The 16,296-nt window shown below is 63.5% G+C and carries 15 protein-coding genes; 6 read left to right on the top strand and 9 right to left on the bottom strand.

Features of this window, described 5'->3' with window-relative positions; translation table 11 throughout:
- Positions 1-64 precede the first annotated feature (64 nt).
- Entirely contained in the window at positions 65-367 is a 303-nt protein-coding gene (locus tag C8C94_RS22310) for a hypothetical protein (RefSeq protein ID WP_225581100.1), read from the top strand.
- Positions 368-451: 84 nt separating this feature from the next.
- Here C8C94_RS22310 and C8C94_RS22315 read toward each other — a convergent pair whose 3' ends face one another.
- The 7 genes from C8C94_RS22315 to C8C94_RS22345 all read right to left on the bottom strand — a co-directional run bounded on the left by C8C94_RS22315 (position 452) and on the right by C8C94_RS22345 (position 8,982).
- A complete protein-coding gene (locus tag C8C94_RS22315; RefSeq protein ID WP_121422268.1) occupies positions 452-1,615 on the bottom strand; it encodes an acyl-CoA dehydrogenase family protein in 1,164 nt (387 codons plus the stop codon).
- A 127-nt stretch (positions 1,616-1,742) separates the two neighbouring features.
- Entirely contained in the window at positions 1,743-2,909 is a 1,167-nt protein-coding gene (locus C8C94_RS22320; protein WP_057229165.1) for an ABC transporter substrate-binding protein, read from the bottom strand.
- A gap of 119 nt (positions 2,910-3,028) precedes the next feature.
- Positions 3,029-4,885, bottom strand: coding sequence for a long-chain fatty acid--CoA ligase (locus tag C8C94_RS22325; protein ID WP_121422269.1), 1,857 nt, complete (start codon positions 4,883-4,885; stop codon positions 3,029-3,031).
- A gap of 6 nt (positions 4,886-4,891) precedes the next feature.
- Positions 4,892-5,713 (bottom strand): ABC transporter ATP-binding protein, encoded by an 822-nt coding sequence (locus C8C94_RS22330; protein ID WP_121422270.1) that lies wholly within the window; start codon positions 5,711-5,713, stop codon positions 4,892-4,894.
- The gene (locus C8C94_RS22335; RefSeq protein WP_121423034.1) at positions 5,710-6,549 is read right to left on the bottom strand and encodes an ABC transporter ATP-binding protein; all 840 of its coding nucleotides are present in this window, start codon (positions 6,547-6,549) and stop codon (positions 5,710-5,712) included. Before C8C94_RS22335 ends, C8C94_RS22330 begins: the two co-directional genes overlap by 4 nt.
- Positions 6,550-6,759: 210 nt before the next feature.
- Complete coding sequence (locus C8C94_RS22340) at positions 6,760-7,836, bottom strand: branched-chain amino acid ABC transporter permease (protein WP_121422271.1); 1,077 nt, start codon at positions 7,834-7,836, stop codon at positions 6,760-6,762.
- A gap of 270 nt (positions 7,837-8,106) precedes the next feature.
- On the bottom strand, positions 8,107-8,982 hold the full coding sequence (locus C8C94_RS22345; RefSeq protein WP_121422272.1) for a branched-chain amino acid ABC transporter permease: 876 nt from the start codon (positions 8,980-8,982) through the stop codon (positions 8,107-8,109).
- Between the two features lie 635 nt (positions 8,983-9,617).
- On the opposite strand from C8C94_RS22345, the gene C8C94_RS22355 reads away from it, so the two are divergent.
- Positions 9,618-10,106, top strand: a complete 489-nt coding sequence (locus C8C94_RS22355) for a thioesterase family protein (RefSeq protein ID WP_055393746.1) — start codon at positions 9,618-9,620, stop codon at positions 10,104-10,106.
- Positions 10,107-10,282: 176 nt separating this feature from the next.
- Positions 10,283-10,846 (top strand): polymer-forming cytoskeletal protein, encoded by a 564-nt coding sequence (locus C8C94_RS22360; protein WP_055393748.1) that lies wholly within the window; start codon positions 10,283-10,285, stop codon positions 10,844-10,846.
- Positions 10,847-10,909: 63 nt separating this feature from the next.
- On the opposite strand, the gene C8C94_RS22365 is transcribed toward C8C94_RS22360, so the two are convergent.
- Entirely contained in the window at positions 10,910-11,332 is a 423-nt protein-coding gene (locus C8C94_RS22365) for an acyl-CoA thioesterase (protein ID WP_121422273.1), read from the bottom strand.
- Between the two features lie 131 nt (positions 11,333-11,463).
- Here C8C94_RS22365 and C8C94_RS22370 point away from each other — a divergent pair, with 131 nt between their 5' ends.
- Positions 11,464-13,323 carry an ABC transporter ATP-binding protein/permease gene (locus tag C8C94_RS22370; RefSeq protein ID WP_121422274.1) on the top strand — a complete coding sequence of 620 codons (1,860 nt, stop codon included), beginning with the start codon at positions 11,464-11,466 and terminating at the stop codon, positions 13,321-13,323.
- A gap of 138 nt (positions 13,324-13,461) precedes the next feature.
- Positions 13,462-14,394: a 2-hydroxyacid dehydrogenase gene (locus tag C8C94_RS22375; protein ID WP_121422275.1), complete on the top strand. Its 933-nt coding sequence runs from the start codon at positions 13,462-13,464 to the stop codon at positions 14,392-14,394.
- Between the two features lie 66 nt (positions 14,395-14,460).
- On the opposite strand, the gene C8C94_RS22380 is transcribed toward C8C94_RS22375, so the two are convergent.
- On the bottom strand, positions 14,461-15,702 hold the full coding sequence (locus C8C94_RS22380; protein ID WP_121419550.1) for an ISL3 family transposase: 1,242 nt from the start codon (positions 15,700-15,702) through the stop codon (positions 14,461-14,463).
- Between the two features lie 138 nt (positions 15,703-15,840).
- On the opposite strand from C8C94_RS22380, the gene C8C94_RS22385 reads away from it, so the two are divergent.
- Positions 15,841-16,197, top strand: coding sequence for a nucleotide pyrophosphohydrolase (locus C8C94_RS22385; protein WP_199731334.1), 357 nt, complete (start codon positions 15,841-15,843; stop codon positions 16,195-16,197).
- Positions 16,198-16,296: the final 99 nt, after the last annotated feature.

Raw genomic sequence — 16,296 nt, forward strand, 5'->3', positions numbered from 1 at the left:
TTTCTGACGCGGGTGCAGTGGTTTTTGCACTATCTTTCGGCGGTTGCTATCTACATTTCTGGCTATGGAACGAAATACATCCCCTGCATTGCAGCGCATCGCGCGCAGCGCCATCGAATACGACGACACGCGCGAAGGATTTGCGCTGGAGCACCATGTCGTGCTGGCGGCATCCAGTGCGCTGGCGGTGGCGGCCTTCATGGCGCCCAGCCGCAGCTCAGCAGCCATACGCGGCATTGGTGCCGGCTTGCTGCTGATGCGTGCGCTGAGTGGCAGCCAGGGTGTACGCTCCTGGCTGAATGTCACCGACCGCCGCCCTGGTGCGCCGCTCAGCCCCGAAGAGGCCCGCGCCGCCTGGTATCTGTAGCTGCATTCGGCGCCCACTTGTGCGTTGTGAAGGGCGTTGTGCAGGGCATCGTGCACTGCGTTATTCACGGTGCGGTGCATTCCGTTATTTGCCCATGCCCATGGCCCGCGCAATCACTTCTTTCATGATCTCGTTGGTGCCGCCATAAATGCGCTGCACGCGTGCGTCGGCATAGGCGCGGGTGATGGGGTATTCCCACATGTAGCCATAGCCGCCAAACAGCTGCACGCATTCGTCCATCACCTTGCACTGCAGGTCGGTCGTCCAGTACTTGGCCATGCTGGCGGTTTCGGTGTCGAGCTGATCGCGCACGATCAGCTCACAGCATTTGTCCACGAACACGCGGGCCACCTGCACCTGCGTTTGCAGCTCGGCCAGGGTGTGGCGGGTGTTCTGAAAGGACGCCACGCTCTGGCCAAAGACCTTGCGCTGCTTGACGTAGTCCAGCGTCCAGTCAATGGCGGCCTGGGCGGCGGCCACGGCGGTGATGGCGATTTGCAGGCGCTCCCAGGGCAGCTGCTCCATCAGGCAGATGAAGCCACGCCCTTCCATGGCGGGGCCGCCCAGCAGGTTGTCCACCGGCACCTGCACGTCGTTGAAGAACAGCTCGGACGTGTCCTGCGCCTTCATGCCCATCTTCTTGAGGCGCTGGCCTTTTTCAAAACCGGGCATGCCGCGCTCCACCAGCAACAGGCTGGTGCCCTTGGCCCCGGCCGCCGGGTCGGTCTTGGCGACCACGATCACCAGGTCGGCATGCCAGCCGTTGGTGATGAAGGTTTTGCTGCCGTTCAGCACATAGTGTGATCCGTCCGCACTTTTGATGGCCGTGGTCTTGATGCCTTGCAGGTCGCTGCCCGCAGCCGGCTCGCTCATGGCGATGGCACCCACCACGGCGCCGCTGGCCATCTGCGGCAGGTACTTCTGTTTCTGGGCTTCAGTGCCGTAGTGAAGGACGTACGGCGCCACGATCTCGCTGTGCAGACCAAAGCCGATACCAGTGGTGCCTGCACGCGCCAGCTCTTCCATCTGCGCCACCGAATACAGCTTGTCGGCCCCGGCGCCACCGTATTCCTCGGGCAGGCTCATGCACAGAAAACCGTTGGCGCCCGCCTGGCTCCACACCTCGCGCGCCACATAGCCCTGGTCTTCCCAGGCGGCGTGGTGGGGCGTCACCTCTTTGTCGATGAAGCGGCGAAAGCTGTCGGCAAAGGCCTGGTGGTCGGGCTGGAAGAGGGTGCGTTCGATCATGGTGGGGCAACCAGGTTATTTATGCAAAGTTACTGCTTGGTTAAATTCTGCCACCGACTGAGCCCGGATGCACCCCCTGAAACGCAAAAGCCGCCCGAAGGCGGCTTGAAGGAGGTGGGTCAGGCGCTCATGGCTTGACGTAGTCGGAGACCACCTTCCACTTGCCATCGGTGATCTGCGACAGGCGAGAAAGATCGCTGCCCAGGCGCTTTTGTGGGCCAAAGGTGCCCTCGGCGCTGCCGAACATGTCGGGTGGAATCACCATGGTGTCCATGGCCTTGATGAAGCTGTCGGTGCTCAGGTTGGGGCCTGCCTTCTGGGCCGCCTTGATGAAGGCGTCGATGGCGTTGTAGCCGTAGACCGAGAACACGGTGGGGTCTTCGTTGAACTTGGTCTTGTACTTGTTGGCCCAGAAGCGGATGGGCTGGCTGGCTTCATCCAGGTAGGGGTGCTGCACCGTCATGGTGGCGTACAGGCCGTCCATGGGCTTGCCGCCCAGCTTGTGGATGAGGTCGGTGTAGGCGGCGCTGGAGCCCAGGAAGGTGGGGTTGAAGCCCGTCTTGCGCGCCTCGCCAATCGTGCCGATGGTCTCGCGGATGATGGTGCCCAGGATCACGAAGTCGCATTCGGACGACTTCATCTTGGCGACCTGTGAAGAGAAGTCGGTGGCGCCGCGCTTGTACGAGGTCTTCTCGGTGAAGTCCATGCCCATGGACTTGAGTGCCGCCTCGCCCCCGCGCATCACCTCCAGGCCAAATTCATCGTCCTGGTAGATGGTGCAGATCTTCTTGGCGCCCTTTTCCTTGATGAGCTTGGGGGCTGCCAGGCGGATCTGGTCGTAGTAAGTGGCGGCAAACGAATACTTGAGCTTGTGGAAGGGCTCGTACATTTCCCGAGCGGCCGTCACCGGGAAGAAGTTGATGACGTTCTTGCTGAACTGCACGGGCATGGCGGCCAGGTTTTGCGCCGTGCCGATGTGCGCCACCATCATGAAGATCTTGTCCTGGTTCACGAGCTTCTGCGCGGCCAGCACGGCTTTCTTGGGGTCGTAGCCCGAGTCTTCCACCTTCAGGTCCAGCTTGCGGCCATTGACGCCGCCTTGCTCGTTGGCCTCGTCCACGCGCAGCATCATGCCCAGCCGCACCTGCTTGCCAAAGCCCGCCAGCGGGCCGGACAGATCCTGGATGGAACCCAGCGTGATGGTGTCCTTGCTCACGCCCTGGCTGGGCTGCGCCTGTGCAGCACCTCCGGCCATGGCCACGATGGCCAGCGCGGCAATGTGATGAAGTTTCATGGCACGTCTCCTTTGGTTGGATCGAACTCGGTTGCTCGTTATAGAACGATGCCCGGGGTGGGGCACCAGCACTTTCCCTATCCTGATGGGCGTGGCCTGTGGTTGCGTGACGTGCGCACCTACCGGTACATCGCCTCAATCTGCGGTGCGTACTTCTGCTGCACCAGCTTGCGCTTGAGCTTCATGGTGGGTGTCAGCTCTTCATCCTCGGCCGTGAGTTGCGTATCGAGCAGGAAGAACTTCTTGATCTGCTCCACTCGGGCGAACTTGGCGTTCACGCGGTCGATTTCGCCCTGGATCAGCTCCTGCACCTCGCGCGTGCGGGTCAGGCTGGCGTAGTTGGAGAACGGCACGTCGTTGTCCTGAGCGTACTTCTCCACGTTCTCCTGGTCGATCATGATGATCACCGTGAGGTAGGGCAGCTTGTCGCCAATCACCACCGCATCGGTGATGTAAGGGCTGAACTTGAGTTCGTTCTCCAGCTCGCTCGGCGTGATGTTCTTGCCGCCCGCCGTGATGATGATGTCCTTCATGCGGTCGGTGATGCGCAGGTAGCCATCAGCGTCGATCAGGCCCACATCGCCCGTGTGCAGCCAACCTTCGGGGTCGATGGTTTCGGCGGTTTTCTCGGGCTGGTTGAGGTAGCCCTTGAACACATTGGGGCCACGCACCAGGATTTCTCCCGTGGCGGGGTCGATGCGCACCTCGTTGTAGCTGGCCGCGGGGCCGATGGAGCCGGGTTTGATGCGGCTGGCCGGCACACCGGTGGAGGCGCCGCAGGTCTCGGTCATGCCCCACACCTCCAGCATGGGCACACCCAGCGCCAGGTACCACTTCACCAGATCGGGCGAAATGGGCGCTGCGCCCGTGACGAGGAAGCGCGCACGGTGGATGCCGATGAGCTTGCGCACATTGTTGAGCGCCAGAAAGCGCGCCAGCATGAACTGCGCCTTCAGCAAACCGCCCACCGGCTGTCCGGCCAGCACCCGATCTGCGATGCGGGTGCCCACGCCAATCGACCAGGCATAGGCCGCCTGCTGCATGCGCGTGGATTCCTTGAGCGCGATCATCACGCCCGAATAGAACTTCTCCCACACCCGGGGTACGGCGGTGAACACCGTGGGCGCGATCTCTCGCACGTTCTCGGGCACGGTGTCGGGGTTCTCCACAAAGTTCAGGCGCGCGCCGGTGTAGAGCGAGAAGTACTCGCCGCCCATGCGTTCGGCAATGTGGCACAGCGGCAGAAAACACATGGTCTCGTCCGCCTCGCTGCGCGATATCAGCGTGTTGTAGCCGCGCACGGTGTAGGTGAGTGCGGCGTGTGTGTGCATGGCGCCCTTGGGCTTGCCCGTGGTACCCGAGGTGTAGACCAGAATGGCCACGTCTTCGGCACGGCAGGCCTTGACGCGTTGCGTCAGTGCGTCGGGGTGCTGGGCGTTCCACGCACGGCCCAGTTCGCGCAGGGCTGTGAGGCTCAGCACATCGGCGTCGTGCAGGCCGCGCAGGCCCTCCATGTCGAACACAACGATCTTGCGCAGCAGGGGCAACTGGCCACGCACCTCCAGTGCCTTGTCGAGCTGCTCGTCGTCCTCCACAAACAGCACGGTGGTGCGAGAGTCTTCGCTCAGGTAGTGCACCTGCGCCGCCGCGTCAGTGGGGTAGATGCCGTTGGCCACGCCGCCGCAGCTCAGCACGGCCAGATCGGCCAGCACCCATTCGATGTTGGTGTTGGACAGGATGGATGCACATTCGCCGGGCGCAAAACCCAGCGACATCAGGCCGCCCGCAATCTCCCGCACGGCTTCGGCCGTCTGGTCCCAGGTCCAGCTCTTCCAGATGCCCAGCTCCTTCTGGCGCATCCACACGCGCGGGCCGCGCTCGGCCACGGCGTTCCAGAACATGGCGGCGATGGTGTCGCCTGCGAGCACGTCGGTGCCTGCGGGCTGGATGTGATCGAGGTCCCAGAGGTTGGACATTTGCGCTTATCTCCAGGTCTTCTTTTTCTTCCAGCGCCGCTCTCCGCGCACGCCGACATCTTTCATCCCAAGGTAGAACTCCTTGATGTCGTCCTTTTCGCGCAGTCGCTCGCAGCTGTCTTCCATCACGATGCGCCCGTTCTCCAGCACGTAGCCGTAGTCCGATGCGTTGAGCGCCATGTTGGCGTTCTGCTCGACCAGCAGGATGGTGGTGCCGCGCTCACGGTTGATGCGCACCACGATTTCGAAGATCTCCTTGGTGAGCTTGGGGGACAGGCCCAGGCTGGGCTCGTCGAGCAGGATGAGTTCGGGGTTGGCCATGAGCGCACGCGAGATCGCGAGCATCTGCTGCTGCCCTCCCGAGAGCAGGCCCGCGTCCTGCGCGGCGCGCTCCTTCAGGATGGGGAAGTAGCCATACACCGTTTCGATGTCGCGGGCCACGGCGTCGGCATCGCTGCGCGTGTAGGCGCCCATGAGCAGGTTGTCGCGCACCGACAGCAGCGGGAACACCTCGCGCCCCTCGGGCACGTGCATCAGGCCCCGGCGCACGATCGCTGCCGGGTCGTTGGCAGTGATGTCGGCGCCCGCGAATTCGATGGAGCCCTTGCGCGGGTCGATGATGCCGCTGATGGTCTTGAGGATGGTGGTCTTGCCCGCGCCATTGCTGCCCAGCACGGCGGCGATCTCGCCGCGCCGCACCTGCAGGCTCACGCCGCGGATGGCCTTGATGGGGCCGTAGGCACTCTCCACGTTCTGCAGGCGCAGCAAGGGTTGGTCAGCAGCAGCTGCTGCTGCGGATGTGTTGACGGCGGCAAGTACGGCGTTCATGCCCGAACCCCCATTTTTGAACCCGCCGGACGCCGCAGGTTGCTCACGTCGTCGATGGTGCCCAGGTACGCCTCGATCACGCCGGGGTGCGATTGCACCTCGCGCGGTGAGCCCATGGCCACCACCTCGCCCTGGTTCATGGCCAGCACGCGGTCGGACACCTTGGAGACCAGTGACATGTCGTGCTCCACCATCAGCACGGTGATGCCCAGCTCGTGCTGGATGTCCTGGATCCAGAAGGCCATGTCGTCAGTCTCCTCCACGTTCAGGCCCGACGAGGGCTCGTCGAGCAGCAGCAACTGCGGCTCGGTGCACAGCGCACGGGCCAGCTCCACCACCTTGCGCACGCCGTAGGGCAGGCCGGCGACCATGGTGTCGCGGTAGTGCTGCAGGTCGAGAAAGTCGCCGATCTGCTCGGCCTTCTCCCGGGCCTGAACTTCGCCTTCACGCACCTTGCGCGTGAAGAACATCTCGGCCCACAGGCTGCTGTGCTGTCGGGTGTGGCGGCCGATCAACAGGTTGTGCAGCACACTCGCGTGCTCGAAGAGTTCGATGTTCTGGAAGGTGCGTGCAATGCCCAGGCCTGCCACCTTGTGCGGCGGCTGGTCGGTCAGCGGCAGCAGGGCCCCGCCCGGGCCCGCATAGGCGATGGTGCCGGTGGTGGGCGTGTAGATGCGGCTGATGAGATTGAACACCGTCGTCTTGCCCGCGCCGTTGGGGCCGATGAGGGTGAACACCTCGCCACGGCGCACGTCAAAGCTCACGTTGTTGACCGCGAGCACGCCGCCAAAGCGCACACTGAGGTTCTGGGCGCTGAGCAGGATTTCGTCAGTCATGGGTACAGCAATTTGGGTCATTTCACTGGTCCAGTGTGCTGAATGCCGTCCGCAGCCTTTGCGACTGGCGTGACCAAGGCCAGTGCCCCCGCGCAAGGGCCGCCAAGCCGCGGATGCGGCGCTTCGCTTGCGTGCGCTGGGGGCGTTCCCCTCCCGAATCGCGCAGCGAATCGAGAGAGGGGGACGGCGCGAAGCGACTCAGGGGGTGCTTCATTTCAAGCGATCCGATTTTTGGAACGACTTCTGCCGCTTGAACAAGCCCTTGCGGTAGAACGGGAACATCTGCAGCCAGGTGCGCACCTTGAGCCAGCGGCCATACAGGCCCATGGGTTCGAACAGCACAAAGGCGATCAGCACCGCGCCGTAGACCACCGCCTGCAGGCCCGGTGCCTGGCCGATGGCGGCGGGCAGCCAGTCCTTGCTGAGCGAAATCATCTGCGGCATGGTGATGAGGAAGATGGCCCCCAGGAACGCTCCATGCACCGATCCCAGCCCGCCGATCACGATCATCAGCAGCAGGTCGATGGACTGCAGGATGTTGAACTGGTCGGGCGAGATGAACTGCAGCTTGTGCGCGTACAACGCACCGCCGATGCCTGCAAGTGCAGCCGATATGGAGAACGACAGCGTCTTGTAGCGCGCGAGGTGGATGCCCATGCTCTGCGCGGAGATCTCTGAATCACGGATGGCGACAAACGCGCGGCCTGTGGGTGAGCGCAGCAGGTTCAGGATGGCCAGCGTGCTGACCACCGCAATCACAAGGCACAGAAAGTAGAACGACTCTGTGGTCTCGAACGAGTAGCCCGCGATTTGTGGCGGCACCAGGTGCTTGCCGGAGTTGCCGCCTGTGACCGACTCCCACCGCGCGAACACCTCTTCCACGATGAAGCCGAAGGACAGCGTGGCCATGCCCAGGTAGATGCCTTTGACGCGGAGTGCCGGCAGTCCCACCACCACGCCCACAGCCGCCGACAGCCCCGCCGCGCAGGCCAGCGACAGCGCAAACGGCCAGCCCATGCCCGTGAGCACCGCCTGCGTATATGCCCCCACGCCCAGAAACGCTGCATGCCCCAGCGAGAACAAGCCGGTGAAGCCCGCCAGCAGCATCAGCCCCAAGCCCACGATGGCGTAGATGAGCACGAAGGTCAGCTGTGCCAACCAGTATTCAGGCGCCACCCAGGGTGCGGCGACCAGGGCCAGGCACAGCAGGCTGTACCAGAACACATGCCCGCCATGTTTGGCCAGACGTATGTCTTGCTCGTACGAGGTCTTGAAGATGAAATGCATGGTTTAGAGCGTGTTATGCCCTTTGACGTGCCCACGAAAGCCGGGGAAAGGCCCGGCAACTAGGCGCAGGACGCGCTGCGGTATGGATACCGCAAGCGTTCTGCAACAACGTGGCCGGGCCTTTCCCCGGCTTTCCCGAAGGGTTGGACCAAAAGGCCAGCGCTCGCGGCGTTGCAGCCCTTGCCAAGGCCCCGGCCTTGGCTGCGGACCGCGTCTTGCGATCACGGGCCTTTTGGTGCAACGTGGGTACGTAAAAGGGCATAACACGCTCTAGACCTTCTTTCTCAGCTTCTCGCCGAACAGTCCGTTGGGTTTGACCATCAGCATGATCAGCACCACGATGTACGCGGCTGTGTCCTTGAATCCATCGGGCAGATAGAAACCCGAGAGCGATTCGACAATGCCGATCACCAGCCCGCCCACGATGGCCCCGGGCAGGCTGCCGAAGCCGCCCACCACGGCGGCGGGGAAGGCCTTGAGCCCGATCAGCCCCATGTTGGCGTGCACAAAGGTGATGGGCGCCAACAGCAGCCCGGCTACCGCCGCCACCGCCGCGGCAAGCCCCCAGGCCAGGCCGTTGAGGCGCTGCACGGGAATGCCCATGTAGTAGGCCGCGAGCTGGTTCTGCGACGCGGCCTGCATGGCAATGCCCAGCTTGCTGTAGCGGAACATGGCAAACAGCAGCACACACAGCACGCCCGTGGCGCCGATCACCACCAGTTGCTCGGCGCTGACCACCAGCTCGCCCAAGCGCAGGGACTGGTCCTTGTAGGGCACGGGCAGCGTGTGGGTGTCGGTGCCGATGTTGGGGATCATCGTGACAAGGCCGCGCAGCACGTAGCCGATGCCGATGGTGAGCATGACGATGGAGAACGCGGGCTGGCCCAGGATGGGGCGGATCACTGCGCGCTCCAGCACCGTGCCAAACAGCCCCATGGCCAGGATGCTGGCGAGCACCGCCACCCAGAAGGGAAAGCCCAGCACGGTCATGAGCGCCAAGCCACAGAAAGCGCCGAGCATCATGAGTTCGCCCTGGGCAAAGCTCACGGTCTCCGTGGCTTTGTAGATAAGCACGAACCCGAGCGCGATCAGCCCGTAGATGCACCCCTGCGAGACACCGCTGATCAACAGTTGCACAAATTGCACACTGGCTCTCCAGAATAAGTGATGCGCGAAGCGGGTAAATGCGGGGTGTATGCCTCGTGGGCATGGGATGGCCGCATCGTCGCTTGCGCAGGTCCTGCAGAATATTTATACAAAGCGATTGCTTTGTATAAATAATGGTGCACGCGCGCTGTGCATACCGCACTCGGGGGTAACCCTGATGGGGTGGGCGAGCGGGTAGCGGCGGATATTGACGCAGTGCTGCACCCTGCGCAATAGGAGTAACGTCGGGTGGGTGAACAGGTTCTGACGCCGGGCCACAGGAGAGCCATATGTCCGCAGAGGTTGAAGCGGAAGGTTGTGTCACGCTGGTGACATGGCGCAGGCCCGATGTGCGCAACGCGGTGGATGCCAGCACAGCCCGCACCAGCACGCTTTGCCGCCGAAGGGCTGCCGTTACGGCGAGCCTTGCTGCAGGAATAGGCGGGCGGCCGCGAATGCCTGGCCGAAGCACTGCGCGGCGCCTCGCGGTTTGCCGCAGGGCAAGTGCGCCACGGCCAGTTTTAAGTAAAAATAGCCTCTAGCGCTTATCTATTAAGCGTGAGAAGCTACAAAATCAGGAGCATCTGGATGGTTTCGATTGCACGCACCATCCCGCAGTGACCCCCAGGAGACCCATGAGCAAATCCACCGCCACCCCAGCCCCGCAAGCCTTTGAGCCCGAGTTCATCGCCGGGCTCAAATCCATCTTTGAAGAAAAAATCGTGTTCAACCAGGTGCTGGGCCTGAAGATCACGTCACTGGCACCCGATGGTGTGGTGGGTCGCATCGACATGAAACCGGACCTGGTGGGCCACTATGCCTACAACCGCATCCACGGCGGCGTGATCAGCGCAGGGCTCGACGCCATGGGCGGGCTGGCGGTGATGGCCGCGATTGGCGTCAAACACCTGGACGAAGCACCCGAGCAGCGCCTGCACCGCTTTGCCAAGCTGGGCACCATCGACCTGCGCATCGACTACCTGCGCCCCGGCATTGGCAGCCACTTCGAATTGCGCGCGCAGGTGCTGCGCCTGGGTTCGCGTGTCGCAACCACGCGCATGGAGTTCCTGGGGCCGGATGGGCAGATCATGTCGGCCGGAGCTGCGGCTTACATCGTCTCTTGATTGGGGCGCGCTCCTGAGCCGTCTCGCCACGGGGCGTTGCCATGCACCGGATGTGTGATCCCGCAAGCCTTGCAAGCGCATGCTACGAGAGAACCGTTTGGTTACCGTTCTTGCGTAACCAGGGCATCTTTCACGGGGCGCGATACCTACGATGACTCTCTTTTCAAGGAGATCTGATGGCCGTGCAAAACCCCTTCTTTGGCAAGCGTGAACCCGAGTCGTTCCAACCCCGCAACAGCACCACTTCAGGCTCCGTATTGGGGAGCTCAGCGGCGAGCAGTTCTGCGGCTGCACAGCCGGTGGCCAGCCCTGCTGCCCCCAAGGCCGCCAGCAGCAGCGACAGCTCGGGCAGCAAGCTCACGGTGGGCCCGAACATCAAGCTCAAGGGCGTGGAAATTACCGATTGCGACACCCTCGTGGTCGAAGGCACGGTGGAAGCCACCATGGATTCGCGCGTGATCCAGATTGCTGAGCATGGCGCCTTCAAGGGCTCTGCCGAGATCGACATTGCCGAGATCCATGGCGAGTTCAACGGCACACTCACCGTGCGCCAGAAGCTGGTGATCTACAGCACCGGCAAGGTCAACGGCAAGATCCGCTACGGCAAACTGGTGGTGGAAGAGGGCGGTCAGCTGGCGGGTGAGATCGAGGCCGGGTTCTCGCCCTCGTCATCCAGCAGCACTCTGCAGCGCACGGCAGCTCCTCTGCGCACCGAACCGGCCACTGCACTGGCCGCCTGACCGGTCCAAGAAGGCGTCCGCGCACCGCCAGGCGCGGTTTGCGCGATCCGACCTTCCGTGTTCTCACGCCGGCGCGTTGTGCTTGGGCACCGGGCGCGGCCTGCCCTGGTCGTCGATGGCCACATAGGTCAGGCGCGCCTCCGTCACCTTCACATACCGGCCCTGGTCGGTAAACCGTTCGGCATACACCTCCACCTCCACGGTGACCGAGGTGTTGCCCACCCGCGTGATGGACGAGAAGAACGACAGGATGTCGCCCACGCGCACGGGCTGCTTGAAGATGAATTCGTTGACGGCCACCGTGGCCATGCGGCCCTGGATGTAGCGCGCGGGCAGCACAGAGCCCGCCAAGTCCACCTGCGCCATCACCCAGCCGCCAAAAATGTCGCCATTGCCATTGGTGTCGGCGGGCATGGGGATGACCTTGAGCACCAGTTCCTTGTCGGTGGGCAATGCGGCGGGTGGTGGGCTGAAAACGGCAGACATGGGCACAATCTCGGTTGGGGCTGAGCCAATCCTTGTCGGAACCTGGGGTTTTGCAAGGCGGCTGGCCCGCAAAAAAACCACCTTGGCATCAGCCGGGTCGGTAAAAACAACAACAACCGGAATTGTCCCCCATGCGCCACCTTGGCGAAACCGCCCCCCCCACCCCTGGCACGCCCGCGCCCCCTAAGTCCGACTGGGTCACGCTGAGGCGGCTCCTCCCTTACCTGTGGCAATACAAGTGGCGCGTGGTGGCGGCGATTGTGTTCATGGTGGGCGCCAAGCTGGCCAACGTCAGCGTGCCGCTGCTGCTCAAGACACTGGTGGACGCGATGGCGTTCAAGCCTGGTGACCCCGCCGCGCTGCTGGTGGTGCCGGTGGGCTTGCTGGTGGCGTACGGGGCGCTGCGCCTGTCCACCTCGTTGTTCACCGAGCTGCGCGAGCTGGTGTTTGCCAAGGCTACGCAGGGTGCGGCGCGCTCCATTGCGCTGCAGACCTTTGAGCACCTGCACGCGCTGAGCCTGCGCTTTCACCTGGAGCGCCAGACCGGCGGCATGACGCGCGACATCGAACGCGGTGTGCGCGGCATCGAGTCACTGATCTCGTTTTCGCTGTTCAACGTGTTTGCCACCTTGATCGAGGTGATCCTGGTGTTGAGTGTGCTGGCCGTCAAGTTCGATGCCTGGTTTGCCTGGATCACGCTGGCCGCGCTGGTGCTGTACATCGCCTACACCGTGCTGGTGACCGAGTGGCGCACCAAGTTCCGCCGCGAGGCCAACGAGTTCGACTCGGCAGCACACTCCAAGGCCGTGGATTCGCTGCTGAACTACGAGACGGTCAAGTACTTCAACAACGAAGGCTTCGAGGCCCGCCGCTACGACGAAAGCCTTGAGCGGTTGCGCCTGGCCCGCCTCAAAAGCCAGACCACGTTATCGATGCTCAACACCGGCCAGCAGCTCATCATTGCCGTGGGCCTGGTGGCCATGCTGTGGCGCGCCACACAGGGCGTGGTCGATGGCCGCATGACGCTGGGCGACCTCGTCATGGTCAACGCCTTCATGATCCAGCTGTACATCCCGCTCAACTTTCTGGGCGTGATCTACCGCGAGATCAAGCAGAGCCTCACCGACCTGGACAAGATGTTCACGCTCATGGACAAAGAGCGCGAAGTGGCCGACGCACCCGGCGCCCAGCCGCTGGCGGGGCTGAGCCAGCCCACCGTGCGTTTTGAGAACGTGCACTTTTCCTACGACGTGCGCCAAGGCAGCGACCTCAGCAGCGGCCGGCCCATCCTGCAGGGCATCAGCTTCGAGATCCCGGCGGGCAAGACGGTGGCGGTCGTGGGGCCTTCGGGTTCGGGCAAGTCCACACTGGCCCGGCTGCTGTTTCGCTTCTATGACATCCAGCAGGGGCGCATCACCATTGCGGGGCAGGAGATCCGCAGCGTGACTCAGGCGAGCGTGCGCCAGGCGATTGGCATCGTCCCGCAGGACACGGTGCTGTTCAACGACACGGTGGCCTACAACATCGCCTATGGCCGCACCGGTGCCAGCCAGGATGAGATCGAAGCCGCCGCCCGTGCCGCACGCATCCACGACTTCATTGCCAGCACGCCCAAGGGCTACGCCACCATGGTGGGCGAGCGCGGGCTCAAGCTCTCGGGCGGTGAAAAGCAGCGCGTAGCGATTGCCCGCACCTTGCTCAAGAACCCGCCCATCCTGATCTTTGACGAGGCCACCAGCGCGCTGGACTCCGCCAACGAACGCGCCATCCAGGCCGAGCTGCAGGGCGTGGCGCAGAACAAGACCACGCTGGTGATTGCGCACCGCCTCTCCACCGTGGTGGATGCGCACGAGATCCTGGTCATGGACGCGGGCCGCATCATCGAGCGCGGCACGCACGCGCAACTGCTGGCCCAGGGTGGCCGCTACGCGAGCATGTGGTCTCTCCAGCAGGAGGCCCCCCCTGAGTCGCCTGCGGCGCCTTCCCCCTGAGGGGGACGACGCCATCGCTGCGGGGCGGCCCTTGCTAGGCGTCCCGCGCCTGGGCCGCGCCGGTTTTGTACGCTCTGCGCGAAGCGCACGATGCAAAGCGTAGCGTCCCGTTTTCTTTTTTCGAGATTGCACTATCCCATGAAGCCTGTACTGCTTGCCCTCATGTTCCTGTCCGAAGAACATCGCGCCCAGATGGCGCAGTCGTTCGAGCTGGTCTACGCGCCCGACGCTGCGCAGGCCGCAGCCGCCATTGCCGAGCATGGCGCGCGCATCACCGTGGTCCTGACCATCGGCGCCACGGGCCTCTCAGCCGCGCAGATCGATGCATTGCCCGCGCTCACGCTGATTTGCGCGCTGGGCGCAGGCTACGAGAACATCGCCGTGGCCCACGCCAAGGCGCGGGGCGTTGTGGTGGCCACGGGCGCGGGCACCAATGACGACTGCGTGGCCGACCACACCTGGGGCCTGCTGATTGCCGCGCAGCGCCGCATCCTGCCGCTGGACAAGGCCACGCGCGCAGGCATCTGGCGCACGGCCCTGCCGCTGCCGCCCAACGTGTCGCACAAGCGCCTGGGCATCGTCGGCCTGGGCACCATCGGCAAGAAGATCGCACAGCGCGCGCTGGGCTTCGAGATCGAGGTGGGCTACCACAACCGCAGCGCGCGCACCGATGTGCCCTACCGCTACTTTGGCGATGTAAAGGCGCTGGCCGAATGGTCGGACTTCCTCGTGGTCGCCACGCCCGGTGGCGCGGGCACCAAGCACCTGGTCAACGCAGACGTGCTGAATGCCCTGGGCGCGCGCGGCGTGGTGGTCAACATCGCGCGCGGCAGCGTGATCGACACTGCCGCCCTGGCCGCCGCGCTGCGCGAAGGTCGCATTGCGGCAGCAGGCCTGGATGTGTACGAGAGCGAGCCCGCGCCCCCGGCTGAACTGCTGGACCTGGACAACGTGGTGCTGACACCCCATGTGGCGGGCTGGTCGCCCGAGGCGGTGCAGGCTTCGGTGGACCGTTTCCTGGAACACGCTCGCCGCCATCTGGCAGGCGAGGCGCCGGTGTCTCCGCTCTGAAATTTGAATGAAAAATGGCTCTCTTCCATTTCGGGTGGAACGCCACATTCCCCACCAGAGCCATGGTCAGGCCCTTGCTTTTCGCAAAGGACTGCCTGGCAGGTGAGTGAGCTTGCCAGCAATCAAGAACGCCATGGCGATGAAGTGATCGGTGGTGCCATAGCCACGCGCCTTGGCCTTAGCTGCTTGCAACAGTGAGTTCACCGCCTCCACATAGCCGGTGTGCAGATGAGAAGCATCAAACGCCTGGAGTATTCCCGCCCAGTGTTGCTGGATGGTCTTGGCCAAGTCCTTGAAGGGCTGCAAGCGGCTGCGTTGCGCCCAGTGCAGCCATTTCTTGAGTGCCTGTGCACTGCTGGCGGCATCCGCGTCTGAGTTCCTGTAAACATCGCGCAGCGCCTCCTTCATCCGCCACGCCCTGGCGGTCTTCAATCGGGTGCGAGGCAGCCAATCCATCTTTGCCTGCTCTTTGTCCGTCCACTTGGCTTTGTCCTTGAGCCAGCACCAACGGGTCTTCTTGAGCCAGCGCTCGCCCCGGGCCTCTTCCCGCCGCACTGCGTCCACTGCCCGGTTGGCCATCTGCACCACATGAAAGCCATCAAAGGCAATGGCCGCCTGGGGCAAGTGCTGGCCTGCTCCTGCGATAAAGGCCTTGGACATGTCCATGCACACCACCTGGATGGCTTCGGGCCTGCCTTGGTGGCTCTTGAGGTCCGCCGCAAAGCGCTGCACGGTGCTGGCATCCTTGCCGGGTGTGGCGTAGATCAGTCGCGCCCGCTCAAGATCGTGCACCAGGGTGATGTAGCTGTGGCCTTTGGCGCAGCTGGTCTCATCGATACCGATGACCGCCACACCCGCGTAGCTCTCCTTGGCGCGCGCCAAGCTGACATGGGCATCGATCTGGCGCCACAAGGCGTTGTCCGCACAGCGCAGGATGCGTGCACACGCGGCCACCGGCATCTCACGGGCCAGCGTCAGAGCCAGAGCCTCGAACATGAGCGTGAAGCGGCTGCCCTCTCGCGCCCAGGGAACACTCAGCTGGGTCGTAGAGCTGCAGGCGCTGCATGACACGCGAGGCAGCGCGCAGTGCACGTAGGCTTCGAACTGAAAGAAATCAAGATGCCGCCAGCTGCGCTGGCGGTGGTCATGCAGTTTCTGCTCAGCTGCGGCGCAAACGGGGCAGGCGGCACTGCCCGATTGCCAGACCACGTACAGGTCGATGCGGCTGCGCTCGACATCCAGTGCAACACGCTCCACAGCCCAGGGCGCGGCCAGCCCCAACGCTTGGCAGAACAACGCTTCTTGCATCGGGAGGGCTCCTGTTCAGGGGGTGTCAATGGATTTATTTGAACTGTAGTGTTCCACCCGAAACGGAAGAGAGCCTGAAAAATGGCTCTAGCGCTTTATGGATAAGCGCAAGCAGCTATCAAATAAGGAGTTATGGCAATGCCCCTGGATGTCGATGCCTTGCAGGCGCGGCTGCGCGCCTTTGCCGCCGAGCGGCAGTGGCAGCCGTTTCACACCCCCAAGAACCTGGCGATGGCGCTGATGGTGGAAGCGGCAGAACTGACCGAGATTTTTCAGTGGATGACCCCCGAGCAGTCGCTGGCGGTACGTGATGACCCGGCGCTCACGGAGCCCATTGCCGATGAGGTTGCCGATGTGCTCCTGTACCTGCTGCAGCTGGCAGACCACGCGGGTGTGGACCTGGCGCAGGCGGTGGAGAACAAGCTGCGCAAAAACGCCGTCAAACACCCGGCGCCGCGCGTTGGGGGTGCGGCCGTGGGTGGTCGTGATATTTAGATGAAAAGTGCCTCTGGCGCTTTACTGGTAAGCGTTGAAAGCTATCAATAGTGAAGCAAATGGCTCGCACCCTGCAACGATCCAGCGACAGCAAAAAGC

The sequence above is a fragment of the Acidovorax sp. 94 genome, assembly GCF_003634645.1.
Lineage (GTDB): Bacteria > Pseudomonadota > Gammaproteobacteria > Burkholderiales > Burkholderiaceae_C > Acidovorax > Acidovorax facilis.